We start from the raw sequence: 14,537 nt of genomic DNA, 5'->3' as shown, positions 1-14,537 counted from the left end.
CAATCACGACCTCGATCCTCAAAACGCGTTCCGTCGCGCAATCCGCGACGAAGAGAGCTTTGTCATGACCGTATCATCGGCCGCTTCCGCTGCGAGTTCCACCTCCTCGACCTCCTCGACCTCAGCGTCGATGGGGATGACCTCGGGCGATTTCCTCAATCTGCTCGTCAGCGAGTTGCAGAACCAGGATCCGCTGAACGCGACCAGCACGACCGACTTCATCAATCAGCTCACCTCCTACGCCAATTTCACCGAGCAGCAGTCGACCAACGCCAGCATGACGTCGCTGGCGAGCTCGTTCTCGAGCCTCGTGACGCTCAACTCGGTCAACTATATCGGCCACACGGTCGAGGCGAAGACCAATACCGCGGAGCTGACCAACGGCTCGGCGACGTTCGGTTACTCGCTGTCATCGGCTGCGTCCAACGTTGCGATCACGGTCTCGGATTCATCCGGCAACGTCGTGTACAGCGGCACCGGCACCGGAACTGCCGGCTCGAACACCTTCACCTGGGACGGCAAGACCACCAGCGGCACCCAGCTCAGCAACGGCGGCCAGTACACGATCGCGGTCACCGCGACCGACTCCGCCGGCAATTCGGTGCTCAACTACACGACGATGACTGGAACGGTAACGGGGATCGACGCCTCTGGCTCGTCGCCTTCGCTGCTCGTGAACGGCGTTCCCGTCAGCGCCTCCAACATTATCGGCGTCACGTCCTGATCGTATCCGGAGTTTTATCATGAGTTTGACTGGTGCACTTTCCTCGGCGATCTCGGCGCTCAACTCGCAGAGCCAGTCGCTGGCAATGATTTCCGACAACATCTCCAACGCCGATACCACGGGCTACAAGACCACGTCGGCAATGTTCGACGATCTGGTGACGGCATCGAGCAGCGCGACATCATACACGTCCGGCGGCGTCACGGTGTCCGGCCGCGCCAACATCACCCAGCAGGGATTGCTGGCCGCGACCACCAACGCGACCGACGTCGCGATCCAGGGCTCTGGATTCTTCGTCACCACCAGCGCGACGTCTGGCGGCACCACCGGCTATACCCGCAACGGTGCGTTCACCACCGACAATGCCGGCTATCTCGTCGACAACGGCAATTACCTCGAGGGCTGGCGCACCGACGCGCAGGGCAATATCGTCGGCAACGCTTCGGCCTCGAGCCTGTCGCCGATCAACACGCAGGTTGCCTCCACCAGCGGCAGTCCGACCACCAAGGCGACGATCGCGGCGAACCTGCCGTCGGACGCCGCGATCGGCGCGACCTTCACCAGCTCGATGACGGTCTACGACTCGCTCGGGACGGCGAATTCGGTTCAGATTACCTGGGACAAAACCGCGGCCAATACCTGGAGCGCAAGCTTCGGCAACCCGACGCTCGCGTCCGACTCGAGCACCACCACCGGCACGGCGGGCACTGGCACGGTAGCGATCGTCTTCAACAGTGACGGGTCACTGAAGTCGACGACGCCGAGCCCGCCGACAATGACAGTGACCGGCTGGACCGACGGGGCCACCAATAGCAGCATCGCGCTCAACCTCGGCACCGCCAACAAGACCGACGGCCTGACCCAATATGCATCGGGCGAGACGACGCCCTCGGTCGATCTCACCGGCATCACGCCCGACGGCCTTCCTTACGGCAAGTTGAGCAGCATCTCGATCGGTAAGGGGGGCGTGGTCGATGCCACCTATTCCAACGGCCAGACGATCGCGATCTACAAGATTGCGGTTGCGACCTTCAGCGATCCGAATGGTCTGAACGCGGCCAGCGACGGCATCTACTCCGCAACGGTGACGTCCGGCAACGCCACGCTGCAGACCTCGGGCTCCAACGGCGCCGGCACGGTCTACGGTAGCGAGCTGGAATCGAGCACCACAGACACCAGTGGCCAGTTCTCCAACATGATCTCGGCGCAGCAGGCCTATTCGGCAGCCTCGCAGGTCATCACGACCGTCAACAAGATGTTCGATACGCTGATTTCGGCGGTGTCGCGATGATATCAGCCAGGAAGAATGACCGCTTGCTGGTCAAGCTTGAGCGGCTGAAGGCGAAGGCCGCTTCGGTTCGCCCCGACGATCGGGCGCAACTCCGTGCGCTGCTCGACGACATCGGAACATTGCGAGACCTGCTGATGCGCGAATGCACGCGGATCGACGGGGAAATCAACCGGGCCACGGTCCGGGCTACAGCGATCACCGCCTATGGGCGCAATGCACGATCCGTCCGTGCCCTGCGTCGCGGACACTAGCATGAACGGGAGCGACAAGATGACACCGGCACGCAATACCAAGATCAGTCCCGCGGGCAACGACGAGCGCGCTAGATCGCTGATCGCGCTGATCGACGGCCTGATCGAGATCGTCAACGAGGAGAACGTCGAGCTCGCCAAGGGCTTGCCTGCCTCGCGATTGAAGCATGTCGACGAGAAGAATCGCCTTGCCACGCTGTTCGAGCAGTCCGTGGCCGAAGCGGTCGGCAAGGCGGCGAGCCTCAACGTCCAGGATCGGGTGCTGCGCGAGCAGCTCATGGAACGCATCCTGCGGCTTCGGGCGGCCATGGACGAGAACGTGATGCGGCTGCGCGCGGCGATCGATGCGAGCAACCGCCGGATCGAGGCGATCATGCACGCGATCCGCGAGCAGATCGCCAATGTGTCGCCCTACGGTGCCGCGGGTCGCCGCGTCACCCCGTCGATGTCCTTTGGCACCAACGTCCGGGCCTGATCGGGCCGGCGCGAGGGGAGTTAGCCGTGTCGCTCAGTAGCGCTGCAAGTATTGCGTTTAGCGGAATCGCGGCCACGCAGGTGCAAATCGGCGTGGCCTCGGCAAACATTTCCAACGCCGATACCAAGGGCTACACCCAGAAGACCGCCAACCAGGCCAGCAGCGTGACCGCCGGCGTCGGTACCGGCGTCGTCGTCACGGGAATTACCAGCACCGTCGACAAGCTGCTCCTGAAGGCGCTGGTCGGGGCTACGTCCGATCTCGGCTCCGCCGACACCAGTAACAGCTACCTCACCCAACTCGAACAGCTCTTCGGCAGCAGCACGAGCGCCGCCAGCTCCTCGACCGGCACCTCGCTCGCCAATAGCCTGGCGTCACTCGAGTCGGCCCTGTCGTCGCTGGCGAGCACGCCGAGCAGCCCATCGCTGCAGTCCAATGCAATCAGCGCACTCGATGCTGTGACGACACAGTTGCAGCAGACCTCGAGCGGCATCCAGACGCTGCGTAGCAACGCCGACCAGGATATTGCGTCCTCGGTTACCGGCATCAACTCAGACCTGCAGCAGATCAACGACCTGAACGCGCAGATCAAGCAGGTGGCTGCGTCGGGTCAGTCGACCGCCGACCTCGAGGACGAGCGCACCAGCGCGCTGCAAGACCTCTCGACCATGATGAATGTGAGCTATTTCACGGCATCGAACGGCGATCTGCAGGTCTATACCGGTTCGGGGCAGGCGCTGGTTGACAGTACGGCGCACCCATTGAGCTATACGCCGGCGTCGAACGTCGCGGCGTCGACCACCTACAGCGGCGGCGGCTTCAGCGGCATCATGGTGAACGGCGTCGACATCACCTCGCAGATATCTTCCGGCAAGGTCGGCGCTCTGATCACGCTGCGTGACCAAACGCTGCCGGGCGCGCAGTCGCAGCTCGACGAGCTTGCCCAGCAGCTCAAATCGAGCCTCAACGCCGTGTCGAACCAGGGCACATCGGTGCCGCCGCCGACCAGCCTGACGGGAACGGCAACGACGAGCAGCACTGCGGCGCTGTCGGCGACCGGCACGGTGCGTATCGCGGTTGCCAGCCAGAGCGGCAATCTCGTATCGTATCAGGACTTTAATTTGGCGTCCTATACGACCGTGGGCGCTCTCGTCTCTGCGATCAATAGCGGTACCTCGGGGGTTTCGGCATCGATCAATTCGACCGGGCAGCTGACGCTCACGGCAACCGGCTCGGGCAACGGTGTCTCGATCAACGAGATGACCAGCTCGGTCGGGAGTTCCGGCGAAGGCATGTCGGACTATTTCGGCCTCAACGATCTGGTGACGGGGACCGGTGCATCCGACATCGCGGTTCGCAGCGACCTTCTCAGCGGAGCAGCAGCGCTGCCGACCGCGACGCTCGACAGCTCCGCTACGCTGACTGTTGGAAATCAAGTCCTGGCGTCCGGCTCGGCGACGGTCGTCAACGCGCTGGAGAGCGCGCTGACGGGATCGACGAATTTTGCGATGGCCGGCGGGTTGGGGGCCACCACCGGTTCGTTCACCGATTACGCCGCCTCGATCGTGGCCAGCGCCGCCAGCAAGGCGACGCAGGCATCGGCAACTTACGCGACCAAGCAGACGACGCAATCGACTTACGCAAATTCGCTATCGTCGCAGTCCGGCGTCAATATTGACGAAGAGACCGCGAACCTGAGTTCGCTGCAGAACAAGTACTCGGCCGCTTCCGAATTGCTGCAGGTGATCAACTCCATGTTCACGTCGTTGATCACCGCAGTGCAGGCCTCGGGCTGAGAGTGAGGTTGCTGTCATGGTGATGCGTGTTGCCACCTTCGCGCAGTCGGACCTGATGATCACCAGCGCGCTACGCGTGCAGGCGGTGATGGCCAATGAGCAGGAGCAGGAATCCTCCGGGCTGAAGTCGCAGGACTTCGGCGGTTACGGTTCCAGCGCCGGACAAGTCGTCAACCTGCAGGTCTCGGTGACGCGTTCGCAGTCCTATATCGACGCCGCGCAGCTCGCCGACAACAAGGTGCAGGTGATGTATTCGGCGGTCGGGTCGATGACCGACATCATCACGCAGCTTCGCACCCAGCTCAGCGCCGCCACCACCGGCAGCAGCACCGTCACCGCGTCGGTGATCAACTATGCCCAGCAGGCGTTGTCGCAGATGGGGGCGACGCTCAACACGCAATACAACGGTGAATACATCTTCGGCGGCGCCGACACGGACGCGGCGCCGGCCGACCTGACCAGCTTTGCGACCGGTACCGGTTCGCTGACCACAGCCGACACCAGCTACTACAAGGGCGACAGCGAAATCGCATCGGTGCGTGTCTCGGACAGCCAGACGGTCCCCTACGGCGTCACCGCCGACAACCCGGCCTTCGAGCAGGTGATGCGGCTGTTGAAGTTCGTCGGCAACAGCACGACGCTGACGTCGAGCAATATCACGCAGGCGCTCGATCTCGCCAGCACCGCGCTGGATTCGGTGTCCACGGTCCAGGCAAAGCTCTCAACCTCGGCGTCGCAAATCGAAACGGCGAGTGCGAGCCAGACCGATTACCAGAACTTCACCCAAACCCTGTCCGGCGACCTCACCAATGTCGACGTCGCCGCCGTCACGGCGCAACTTGCGACCTATCAGACCCAGCTCACGGCGTCCTATTCGGCGATCGCCAAGATCCAGAGCCTCAGCCTCGCAAGCTATCTGAAGTAAGCGGCCGGACCCGCCGGCGTCATCGGTTCAAGACCTTCAGCCAGACATTACCGAGGACGAAGGGCTCGCGCGGAGCGAGGTAGGTCAGGCCGGCGGCCTGGCCGAACTGGGCGATCGTGCCGGCAGCCTGCAGGTCCGAGAGCGCCTTGTTGACGGCGTCCAGCAACACCCGGTCGCTGTCGAGGGCGACATAGCCGCGGTTGGCGCCGATCGGATATTCGTAACCCGAAGCTGTGATCCTGGTGTCGGGATGACTTGCGCGGTAGGCATCGAACCGGCGCAAGTCAAGCAGCGTCGCATCAAGCTCGCCGTGCTCGAGCTCGCCCAGCAGATCGCTGCGGCCCGGGACAAGGTGTGTGATGTCGTCGATCAGCTTCCCCTTGTCGAAGGTCATGAGAATGGCATCGCCCAGCGTGCCGCTTTCAATCGCGATGCGCAGGCCAGCCAGATCGCCGACGCCGGTGATCTTGCGGTCCTTGGCCTTGGGGCCAAGGACGATGGTCAAGGGCGAATAGATATAAGGCTTACTCGGTATCAGCGCGCCAACCGGAATACGCCGGCGGCGATCGTCGCGCGTGGCGCCGTCGAAGTCCGGCAGCTTTGCCGTCTTGACGCCGGGCACGGCGAGGGAGTCCTCCGTGAGGGCATAGCCGCCGACCAGCGAGCAGCGGCCGTCCGACAACAGCGCGTTGGCCTCGAGCGAAGGGCTCGAATCCTCGTCGAGCTTGCTCTCGAACCACTGGATCTTGAGCGGGCGTCCGAGACGCTCCGCGATCGCTTGCGCGAGCGCGACGTCGAAACCGGAGTCGGGCTTGCCGCGATGATGTGCAGACAGCGGCGGCAGATCCTCGTCGAGACATACCTTCAGCGGCTCGTCGGCGGCATGCACCGTCGCCGCCGCTGAAAGAAGGAGCACCGTCACCGCCCCCGCAAGGAAAGCTCTCATGGAGTCCTCCGGCTCGCTATGAACGCCCAGACATCGGCGATCTCCTGTTCGCTGAGGATATCGGCCCATGGCGGCATCTTGCCGTTCTTGCCGCCTTTCACGGTGGTCAGGAAGCGCGCTCTGTCGTCGGGAAATGCGCGCAAGTCCGGCGTGATGGTGCCGGAGTTGACCATGTTGGGCCCATGGCAGTGCGAGCAGTTCTTCGCGTAGGTCACTCTGCCTTGATCGGCTTGACCCTGCAGCTCGCTGGCGCTTGGTTGTTGTGCGGCAGCCGGGATCAGCACGACCGAGGCTGTCGCGACGGCGGCGAAGATCGCCGCCGTCAACAGAGTTACTCTTTCAGTCACGTGCGTCCTGCGCTCAGTTCTTGACCGCGAAGACCCACAGCGAGCCGCCGGGTGGTACCTTGGCGAGCCGCTCGTCACCGGAGAACAGCGAATAGACGCCGCCATAGCCGCTGGTGACGGCGATATACTGCACGCCGTCCTGCTGCCAGGTCACCGGTTGTCCTTCGATGCCGGAGCCGGTCTGGAACTGCCAGAGCTTCTTGCCGCTGTCGGCGTCGAAGGCTTCGAATTCGCCGGTCAATGCGCCCGTGAACACAACGCCGCCTGCGGTCGATAGCACGCCGGAGAAGCGCGGAATGTCGCTTGCCGCTTCCCACTTCGCCTTGCCGGTCATGGGATCGATCGCCTTGAGGTGACCGCGCGGGCCATCACCCCATTCCCAGGGATCGGTCAGGTCCATGCCGACATACCACTCGCCCTGTTTGTAGGTCGCGGGCTCGGACTTGTACTTGCCGCCGAACGCGAGCGTATTGGCATAGGCAAGGCCGGTCTGCGGATTGTACGACATCGGCTCCCAGTTCTTGCCGCCGAGGATCGACGGATAGACGGTGACCTTCTTGCCGTCACGCGCATCCTTGACGATATCGGTGTCGATCGGCCGACCGGTCTTCAGGTCGACGCCCGAGGCCCAATTGACCTTCACATAGGGATTGGCCGCGATCAGCTTTCCATTGGTGCGGTCGAGCACATAGAAGAAGCCGTTGCGGTTGGCATCCATCAGCACCTTGGTCGGCTTGCCCTCGACGTTTATGTCAGCGAGCACCATTTCGGCGACCGAATCATAGTCGAACGGATTGTTCGGCGAGAACTGGTAGTGCCACTTGATCTTGCCGGTCTTCGGATCGAGCGCGAGCACCGAGCAGGTGTAGAGGTTGTCGCCGGGACGTACCGCAGCATTGAACGGTCCGGGATTGCCGATGCCCCAATAGACCGTGTTCAGCTCCGCGTCGTAGGAGCCGGTGATCCAGGTCGATCCACCGCCCAGTTTCCAGGTGTCGCCCTTCCAGGTGTCGCCACCCGGCTCGTCGGGGGTCGGGATCGTGTAGGTACGCCAGAGTTTCTTTCCGGTTGCTGGATCCCAGCCGTCGATGAAGCCGCGGGTGCCGAATTCGGCGCCGGAGATGCCGGTGATCACGACGCCGTCGGCGACCAAGGGCGCCACCGTCATCGAATAACCTTCCTTGATGTCGGCTGCCTTTTGCCGCCACAACTCCTTGCCGGTTTTGGCATCGAGCGCGATCACGTTGGCGTCGAGCGTGGTGCGGAACAGCTTGCCGTCATACATCGCGACGCCGCGGTTGATGATGCCGCAGCAAACGATTCGCGGAGTCTCGGCGGGATATTCGACCTTGGTCTTCCAGATCTGCTTGCCGGTCTTGGCGTCGATCGCGATCGTGGCGCTATGCGTGGTGACGTAGAGGACGCCCTGATAGACGATCGGTTGCGATTCCTCGCTGCGGTCGTCGTTGAGGCTGTAGTTCCAGACCGGAACCAGATTCTTGACGGTGTCCTTGTTGACCTGATTCAGCGTCGAGAAGCGCTGAAGATTGTAACCCATGCCGTAGTTGAGAACATTCGATGTATCAGTCGCCCCCTTGACCAACTGCTCGTTGGTCTGGGCGCTTGCACCATAGGATGCAAGAATTACGAGGCTTGCGGCCAGCGCAATGCGTTTCATCACTTCCTCCCAATGGACCTTTTTATGCACGCCTATTCCTGACGTTGCAGGTGCAACCATCGGCCGGAAACCAAAACGCGTCAACACGAAATCGCGAGCAAGGTGTTGCTGCCGGAATGGGCAGCCTTCGCGCATGCGGATTTTCGCAAATGCATCCACGGCTTACCGCAGCGTGGAATACTCAACGCCAGCTGCGGCGCCATTCGCTCCGCACTGACCTCACGGGCTCTCATGCTGCGATGCAATCGCGAGCGGGGGAGATGATCACAAGTATCTTGTGCGTCCACGCGAAACCTGACGACATCACGGAAATCCTACGGTTCGTGCGCACGCGCGCCGAAACTGTTATGGTCGGTCACGACTTACAGGCAAAGCTCCGCATCCTTGTCGGGGCCTCCCCTCAGGAGAGACGAAAGATGATATCGCGCCGATCGCTTGCTTTGACATTGGCTGTGGCAGTCCTGTCCGGTCCCGTATTGGCGGCATCCGGCCGTGGCAGTGCGCTCAAGCAGCTCGACCCGGACAATGACGGCACCGTCGATCTTGCCGAAGCCAAGAAGGCCGCTGCCGACCTGTTTGCTAAGCTGGATCCTGATCATGACGGCACGCTCGACGTCCGCGAATTGCGGGGGCGGCTGACCGCAAAGGAACTGGCTGCCGCAGATCCCGATCACGATGGCACCCTGACGCTCGATGAATATCTTGCGATCGTCGAGCAACGCTTCAACGCTGCCGATCCCGACAAGGACGGAACGCTGGATGCGAAGGAGCTGAAATCGCACGCCGGCCGGGCGTTGCTGCGCCTGCTCAGATAAGCTCAGGCGCCGGTTGCGGTGGGGTGTTGGTAGCCGGGCGTAGGGAACGTCCGGCACACAAGAAAAAAAGTTGCGATTTCACTCTTGGACAAGACTCGCGCGGAATGAGCCGGTCTGCTAGCTCGCTCGTGGCGCAGCCGCGGTCGGAAAAAGCCTGACAGAACAATGTCTGACTTTCCTGACTGGTTCGAATCCAGGCTGACGTCATGAGGCTACCGGACAAGGTGGCATGCCCAGCAGTGAAGTCGGCCGCCGCCATCGCGGCTTGCACCGTGCCGGAGGCGGTCCTAGCTTCCGCCGCGGCGCCAATTTCACGCCAAATTTGCTTGGGAGCACCTGAATGACCTGGAAAACTCCGAAGATCGTCGAAGTGCCGGTGGGCATGGAAATCAACATGTACGCCTGCGCAGCGCGCAAGTGACTTGAGGCGATCTGCCCGGCTCGTGCAGCGTGCTGCATCGAGCCGTGGCAGGCGTCGCGCTTCGTCCTGAACCATCGATTGCCGCTAGCCTTGGCTGAGCCAAGCGCTCGATTTGCCGACCGGCCGCAGTTTGTCCTAGGGTCCACTTCCAGGCAACGGTGCGAGTTCACGTCGGGTGTTTCCCGGAATCAAAATTCTCTGTCGAACACGCGCGCACCGCGCAGCGGCGATCGCTGTTGCCGCACTGCTGCCGCTCGCTGCGCAAGCCGAGGACATCGATACCGAGCACATCTTCGGCTTCATGATCGGCTCCGACGTCGGCACTGTCGGTGAGCGCGAATTCCAGAGCCAGACCACCGGAAGCTTCGCCAAGGACGGCGGTATTTATCGTGCCTTCAACCAGCAACTGGAGCTGGAGTTCGTCCCCGTGCAGAATTTTCGCGTCGAGCTCGGAACCACGTTCATGGCGCATGACATCAACGGCGTCCCCGGTTTCGACGATCGCCGCCAATTGTCGTGGCAGAACGTCTCGGTCGATCTTCGCTACCGGTTTCTCGGTCGCGAGGGCGCGCCGTTCGGCATGACGCTGGCGGTGGAAACGCATGCCGACCGCGTCGATGAGACGACGGCCGCCGTGGTCCGCAGCTACGGCACCGAGTTCACGCTGGCGTTCGATCGTGAGGTGATCCCGAATGTTGCGGTGGCGGCCATCAACCTGAGCTATCAACCGGAGTGGACGCGCGTGGCCCTGACGGGTGCCGCGGAGCAGGACTCTACTATCGGCGCGGCGTTCGGGCTGATGGCGAAGGTGCGGCCGGACATTCTGCTCGGCGGCGAAGTGCGCTACTTTCGAAAGTATGGCGGGATCGGCCTCGATGATCTCGCGGGGCAGGCGCTGTTCGTCGGTCCGACGGCGTATTTCCAGATTTCCGACCGCTCACGCCTGACCGCGACCTGGAGCGTCCAGGCCTGGGGCCGCCTTGCCGGGTCGAACGCCGCGCTCGATCTCGTCAATTTCGAACGCCACCAGGCACGGCTGGTGTTCGGCGTCAATTTCTAGGTTCCCGCGTCCTCTCACGAGGCTGTGAAACCCTCGATGGCCCGATTGCGAATTTCACCGTGTTATGGACAGGGAGGCACGCTTGAGGATTACGCATGAATCCGATTGATCTGATCATCACCGTATGTGCCGTGCTGTCGCCCGCGACCTGCGAGGAGCAGCACTTGGTCTACGACTGGAACGGTTCGCTGCAGCAATGCGCGATGGCCGCGCAGCCCTACATCGCGCAATGGATCGGCGAGCATCCGAAATGGACCGCGGTGAAATGGCGTTGCGAATATCCGCATCCTAACGACCACGCCCGTGCCGGCGGCGACACGCCGGCGGCCTAGGTATCGCTTTGGTGTGGGAGAGTAGGATATACGATTTCGGAATATTGGAAATATATCCCTGAGTTGCCCGACGTGTCAAGTTGCCTTGTCGACAGTTGCCTTGTCGAACGCCGGCAGCCGCCGGCTACTTTGCATGGGGTTGTTTTCGATGTTTTGGGAACGCGCCCCTTGCGGCGGGGGAACTCCTTCATCGGAACGAAGCTCTGGATATTATTTGTTGCAGTCCTTCAAATCCTTGTCGGAGACCGAGAACACGGCGTCGGCCTTGATCTCGATATCGCGGACGAAGCATTGCTTTGAGCCGCTGTAGCTGACCTTTGCATCATAACGGCCGGGCTCAACGCCGGTGATGCGCAGGCGCTCGTCGTGGTCGACCTCCTTGTCCTTGTCGTTCAGCGTCTGGTTGGGTCCCCACTCAGTCTTGCCTGCCGGTGACAGCTCGAAGCCCGAGATGGTCGCGCTGGTCAGATTCCACAGGCGAATGCCCTTGCCCTTGGTCTGCGCGAGCAACGCGCCGGGCAGGACGAGCAATGAGACTGCAACAACGATCGACACACGCGACATCGGAAACCTCCCTGGAGTTTGCGCAAAGATGAACGCGTCTCACATATTTGCAAGGTCCAACTGCGAGAGGCGCATCTTGATTTCGTCGATCTCCGGCTCGCTTCGCTTCGCACGCGGCGTCGCGATCGTCTCGACGTGAAGGATTCGTCCCGGCCGTGCCGACAGGAAGAACAGGCGGTCGCCGAGGCGGACTGCGTCATCGAGATCATGCGTGACCAGCAGCGTCATCATCTGTCGGCTGGCGACCAGCGTCGCAATCTGGTCGCGGAGCCGCCCCGCAAGCGCATTGTCGAGTGACGCGAGCGGCTCATCGAGGATCAGGAAATCAGGCTCGACGGCAAACGCACGCGCCAGCGCGACGCGGCGGGCGAGGCCGAGCGACAGCTCGCCGGGAAAATGGTTGCGATGGGCGCTCAACTCCAGCACCTCGAACAGGGTCGACAGCCTGATGTCTTCAATATGCGGGGCGACGAGCCGCACATTCTCTTCGACCGAGCGCCAGGGCAGCAGCCGCGGCTCCTGAAACACAATGCCCAGTCGCGCGCCGGGCGGGCGCGCCACCTGGCCTTGATAATCGTGGTCGAGCCCGGCGAGGATCTTCAGCAGCGTGCTCTTGCCGCAACCGGAGGGGCCAAACACCACGCCGACTTCGCCGGCGTTCAGCGTAAATGTGATGCCATCAAGCACGTCGTGCCGTTTCCCGGCCACGTTCTCGAAGCTCTTGCTCCTGATATCGACGTCAAGCTGCACGGAGCCGCCACCGCGATAGCCTGGTTTCAAACGGCTGCACCAGCAGGATTTCGATCACGAGCACGACGGCCGCAAAGCTCAGCGAGTAGGCCAGCAGCAGCGGAATGTCGAACAGCTGAAACGCGACGCCGATCTCGAAGCCGACGCCGTTCGGCCGGCCCAGCAGCTCGGCGACCAGCACGATCTTCCAGACCAGCGAGAGCCCGGACCGCGCCGCAGCCGCAATGTAGGGCGCGAGCTGCGGCAGGATCACATGCCGGAAGGCGCGGCCACGCGGCAACGCAAAGGCCGTTGCCATCTCGTCCAGCGCGGGATCAAGCGCGCGTGCGCCTTCGCGCAAGGTGACGACTGCGGTCGGCAGCTTGTTGATGGCGATGGCCACGATGGCGGCGACTTCCGTCAGCCCGGCCCAGATATAGGCCAGCACAATGACGACGAGCGCGGGCAGGTTGAGCAGCAGGATCAGCCAGGGATCGCCGAGCCGGTTGGCCAGCCTGACACGGCCCATCAGGTAGCCGATGGCCGAGCCGAGGGCCATCGCAAGCGTGAAAGCCAGTGCGACACGGGCGAGCGTCACACCGAGATTGAGAAACAGCGCGCCGGATCGCGCCTCTGACATCATCGCGGTCATGACCGCGGGCGGCGCCGGCAGCTTCGTCTCTCCGACCAGGAATGAGGCAATCCACCAGGTCGCAACGAACAGCGCGAATGACAACAGACGCAGCACATCAGTCTCCGGGGATCGCTTGATAGAAGGTGCCGGGATCGAGCTCGCTCGCCGGGCCGACCAGGTCGCGGCCGCCGACCTGTGCCAGCACGCGGTAGAGCACGCGCGCATCGGCTTCCTCGTCGGCGATCGAGCGGCGCGGAATGCCTTCGCGATAGCGGTCGCGGTAGGCATGCAGGGTGGTGGCATCGGGTGCGCCGGTCAGCGGGGCGATCGTATCCCATTCGGCATCCGACGTGGCGAGGATCTCCTTTGCCGCGCGCGTCACCGCGATGAATCGGGCCACCGTGTCCTTGTTGGCATTGGCCCAGGTTTCGTCGAAGACGTAGCCGATCATCGCGATGCGTCCCTTGGTGCCGAGCTTTTGCAGGATGTCCTCCATGCCGGCAAGACGGCGAAAGCCCTTGGCTTCGAGCGCGGCGCAGAAATTCCAGTAGTTGAGCGCCGCGTCCATCTCGCCGTCGAGCGTCTTGGCCGCGAGCAGCGGCGGCGCACCATAGACGATGGTCGATTGTGACTTCAGGTCGATGCCGTCCTGCTTCAACGCCGCCTGGAGCAACAGCCAGTTCTTGTCGATCGCCCCGCCGGCAATGGCGAGCTTGCGCCCTTTGAGATCGGCAAGCGTCCTGATCGGGGACGCCGACGGCACCATCACGGCGCCGAGCGCGCTCGAATAAGGATAGAACTGCAGCTTGGCGCCGAGCGTGCGCTCGCGCGACACCCAGGGCCAGTCGGACACCATCACATCGGCACTGCCGGCGCGCAGCGCGATCTTGCCGGCCTCGGGGCTGGCGAGTTCGACAATGTCGATTGCGAGGTCGGCCTTCTTGTCGAGGCCATGCGAACGGATGACGGCCAGCTCCCAGGCCAGTGTCCCGGTTTTCTGCGATGCAACGCGGATGGTCTCCGCGCTGCAGGGGGCGGCGACCTGCATGAACGTCAGGATGGCCGCAGCCAGCAGCGTGCGAATTGAACCAATCATCGTCTCGTGAGCCACTTCCCCAAATGTTTTCTTTTCTGTTTTCGACTCATAGCATAGCTTCCGGCAAGAGAAGAGGAAGCAGGACCATGGCACGAGCTGGTATGCTACGACCGATTGTCGCCGCCCTGGTCGCGTTTGCCGCGATGGGGTCGGGCGTACGGGCTGACGACATCAACGATTATCCGACGTCGGCACGGGCAGAATATGTGTTCGGTTGCATGAAGGCCAATGGCGAGAGCCGGCAGGCGATCGAGCAGTGTTCCTGTTCGATCGATGTCGTCGCGTCGCTGGTCCCCTATGAGCGCTATGTCACGGCCGAAACCGTCTTGAGCATGTCGCAGGTGCAGGGAAATTTGGGCGGTCAATTCCGCTCGTCCGAGCAGGCTTCGAACGCCCTCAATGACTTGCGCCGGGCGCAGGCGGAAGCCGAAGTCAGGTGCTTCTAGCGGCTAC

At 62.6% G+C, this 14,537-nt stretch carries 18 protein-coding genes; 11 read left to right on the top strand and 7 right to left on the bottom strand.

Annotated elements, in window-relative coordinates; translation table 11 throughout:
- Positions 1-64 precede the first annotated feature (64 nt).
- The 6 genes from UP09_RS22230 to UP09_RS22205 are packed head-to-tail and all read left to right on the top strand — an operon-like array spanning position 65 to position 5,462.
- Entirely contained in the window at positions 65-724 is a 660-nt protein-coding gene (locus tag UP09_RS22230; RefSeq protein WP_044540410.1) for a flagellar hook assembly protein FlgD, read from the top strand.
- A 19-nt stretch (positions 725-743) separates the two neighbouring features.
- Positions 744-2,015, top strand: coding sequence for a flagellar hook protein FlgE (flgE, locus tag UP09_RS22225; protein ID WP_044540409.1), 1,272 nt, complete (start codon positions 744-746; stop codon positions 2,013-2,015).
- 23 nt (positions 2,016-2,038) lie between these two features.
- Positions 2,039-2,266: a hypothetical protein gene (locus tag UP09_RS22220; RefSeq protein ID WP_245302119.1), complete on the top strand. Its 228-nt coding sequence runs from the start codon at positions 2,039-2,041 to the stop codon at positions 2,264-2,266.
- A gap of 19 nt (positions 2,267-2,285) precedes the next feature.
- Positions 2,286-2,741 carry a hypothetical protein gene (locus UP09_RS22215; protein WP_044540476.1) on the top strand — a complete coding sequence of 152 codons (456 nt, stop codon included), beginning with the start codon at positions 2,286-2,288 and terminating at the stop codon, positions 2,739-2,741.
- A gap of 26 nt (positions 2,742-2,767) precedes the next feature.
- Complete coding sequence (gene flgK / locus UP09_RS22210; protein ID WP_044540407.1) at positions 2,768-4,537, top strand: flagellar hook-associated protein FlgK; 1,770 nt, start codon at positions 2,768-2,770, stop codon at positions 4,535-4,537.
- Between the two features lie 16 nt (positions 4,538-4,553).
- On the top strand, positions 4,554-5,462 hold the full coding sequence (locus tag UP09_RS22205; protein WP_044540406.1) for a flagellin: 909 nt from the start codon (positions 4,554-4,556) through the stop codon (positions 5,460-5,462).
- Positions 5,463-5,481: 19 nt separating this feature from the next.
- On the opposite strand, the gene UP09_RS22200 is transcribed toward UP09_RS22205, so the two are convergent.
- Genes UP09_RS22200 through UP09_RS22190 form a run of 3 tightly spaced genes read right to left on the bottom strand, consistent with a single transcriptional unit; the run spans position 5,482 to position 8,433 of the window.
- A complete protein-coding gene (locus UP09_RS22200; protein WP_044540405.1) occupies positions 5,482-6,408 on the bottom strand; it encodes a substrate-binding periplasmic protein in 927 nt (308 codons plus the stop codon).
- Entirely contained in the window at positions 6,405-6,755 is a 351-nt protein-coding gene (locus UP09_RS22195; protein WP_044540404.1) for a c-type cytochrome, read from the bottom strand. Before UP09_RS22195 ends, UP09_RS22200 begins: the two co-directional genes overlap by 4 nt.
- A 13-nt stretch (positions 6,756-6,768) precedes the next feature.
- Positions 6,769-8,433: a methanol/ethanol family PQQ-dependent dehydrogenase gene (locus UP09_RS22190; protein ID WP_044540403.1), complete on the bottom strand. Its 1,665-nt coding sequence runs from the start codon at positions 8,431-8,433 to the stop codon at positions 6,769-6,771.
- A gap of 416 nt (positions 8,434-8,849) precedes the next feature.
- Here UP09_RS22190 and lanM point away from each other — a divergent pair, with 416 nt between their 5' ends.
- From lanM to UP09_RS22170, 4 genes are all read left to right on the top strand, one after another.
- A complete protein-coding gene (gene lanM, locus UP09_RS22185) occupies positions 8,850-9,248 on the top strand; it encodes a lanmodulin LanM (protein WP_044540402.1) in 399 nt (132 codons plus the stop codon).
- A 340-nt stretch (positions 9,249-9,588) separates the two neighbouring features.
- Entirely contained in the window at positions 9,589-9,669 is an 81-nt protein-coding gene (gene pqqA / locus UP09_RS22180) for a pyrroloquinoline quinone precursor peptide PqqA (protein ID WP_035721241.1), read from the top strand.
- Between the two features lie 175 nt (positions 9,670-9,844).
- Complete coding sequence (locus UP09_RS22175; RefSeq protein WP_502689070.1) at positions 9,845-10,729, top strand: DUF6662 family protein; 885 nt, start codon at positions 9,845-9,847, stop codon at positions 10,727-10,729.
- A gap of 95 nt (positions 10,730-10,824) precedes the next feature.
- Entirely contained in the window at positions 10,825-11,061 is a 237-nt protein-coding gene (locus UP09_RS22170) for a hypothetical protein (RefSeq protein WP_044540401.1), read from the top strand.
- A gap of 210 nt (positions 11,062-11,271) precedes the next feature.
- On the opposite strand, the gene UP09_RS22165 is transcribed toward UP09_RS22170, so the two are convergent.
- Genes UP09_RS22165 through UP09_RS22150 form a run of 4 tightly spaced genes read right to left on the bottom strand, consistent with a single transcriptional unit; the run spans position 11,272 to position 14,036 of the window.
- Positions 11,272-11,625, bottom strand: a complete 354-nt coding sequence (locus UP09_RS22165) for a hypothetical protein (protein ID WP_044540400.1) — start codon at positions 11,623-11,625, stop codon at positions 11,272-11,274.
- Between the two features lie 39 nt (positions 11,626-11,664).
- Positions 11,665-12,375, bottom strand: coding sequence for an ABC transporter ATP-binding protein (locus UP09_RS22160; protein WP_044540474.1), 711 nt, complete (start codon positions 12,373-12,375; stop codon positions 11,665-11,667).
- The gene (locus UP09_RS22155; RefSeq protein WP_044540399.1) at positions 12,365-13,102 is read right to left on the bottom strand and encodes an ABC transporter permease; all 738 of its coding nucleotides are present in this window, start codon (positions 13,100-13,102) and stop codon (positions 12,365-12,367) included. Before UP09_RS22155 ends, UP09_RS22160 begins: the two co-directional genes overlap by 11 nt.
- Position 13,103: 1 nt before the next feature.
- Positions 13,104-14,036 carry an ABC transporter substrate-binding protein gene (locus UP09_RS22150; RefSeq protein ID WP_245302139.1) on the bottom strand — a complete coding sequence of 311 codons (933 nt, stop codon included), beginning with the start codon at positions 14,034-14,036 and terminating at the stop codon, positions 13,104-13,106.
- A gap of 134 nt (positions 14,037-14,170) precedes the next feature.
- On the opposite strand from UP09_RS22150, the gene UP09_RS22145 reads away from it, so the two are divergent.
- A complete protein-coding gene (locus UP09_RS22145) occupies positions 14,171-14,530 on the top strand; it encodes a hypothetical protein (protein WP_044540397.1) in 360 nt (119 codons plus the stop codon).
- The last annotated feature ends 7 nt before the right edge of the window (positions 14,531-14,537 follow it).

Origin of the sequence: Bradyrhizobium sp. LTSP885, assembly GCF_000938305.1 — a bacterium.
Taxonomy (GTDB): domain Bacteria; phylum Pseudomonadota; class Alphaproteobacteria; order Rhizobiales; family Xanthobacteraceae; genus Bradyrhizobium.
The sequence above is the reverse complement of the archived record's forward strand: the minus strand, read 5'-3'. Positions and strand labels throughout refer to the sequence as shown.

Excerpts from the sequence above, each read along its gene's own strand:
- flgE (WP_044540409.1), top strand. The coding sequence starts at position 744 with ATGAGTTTGACTGGTGCACTTTCCTCGGCGATCTCGGCGCTCAACTCG.
- UP09_RS22200 (WP_044540405.1), bottom strand. The coding sequence starts at position 6,408 with ATGAGAGCTTTCCTTGCGGGGGCGGTGACGGTGCTCCTTCTTTCAGCG.
- UP09_RS22165 (WP_044540400.1), bottom strand. The coding sequence starts at position 11,625 with ATGTCGCGTGTGTCGATCGTTGTTGCAGTCTCATTGCTCGTCCTGCCC.
- UP09_RS22230 (WP_044540410.1), top strand. The coding sequence starts at position 65 with ATGACCGTATCATCGGCCGCTTCCGCTGCGAGTTCCACCTCCTCGACC.
- UP09_RS22205 (WP_044540406.1), top strand. The coding sequence starts at position 4,554 with ATGGTGATGCGTGTTGCCACCTTCGCGCAGTCGGACCTGATGATCACC.
- UP09_RS22150 (WP_245302139.1), bottom strand. The coding sequence starts at position 14,036 with ATGCAGGTCGCCGCCCCCTGCAGCGCGGAGACCATCCGCGTTGCATCG.
- lanM (WP_044540402.1), top strand. The coding sequence starts at position 8,850 with ATGATATCGCGCCGATCGCTTGCTTTGACATTGGCTGTGGCAGTCCTG.
- UP09_RS22190 (WP_044540403.1), bottom strand. The coding sequence starts at position 8,433 with ATGAAACGCATTGCGCTGGCCGCAAGCCTCGTAATTCTTGCATCCTAT.
- UP09_RS22145 (WP_044540397.1), top strand. The coding sequence starts at position 14,171 with ATGGCACGAGCTGGTATGCTACGACCGATTGTCGCCGCCCTGGTCGCG.
- UP09_RS22215 (WP_044540476.1), top strand. The coding sequence starts at position 2,286 with ATGACACCGGCACGCAATACCAAGATCAGTCCCGCGGGCAACGACGAG.
- UP09_RS22170 (WP_044540401.1), top strand. The coding sequence starts at position 10,825 with ATGAATCCGATTGATCTGATCATCACCGTATGTGCCGTGCTGTCGCCC.
- pqqA (WP_035721241.1), top strand. The coding sequence starts at position 9,589 with ATGACCTGGAAAACTCCGAAGATCGTCGAAGTGCCGGTGGGCATGGAA.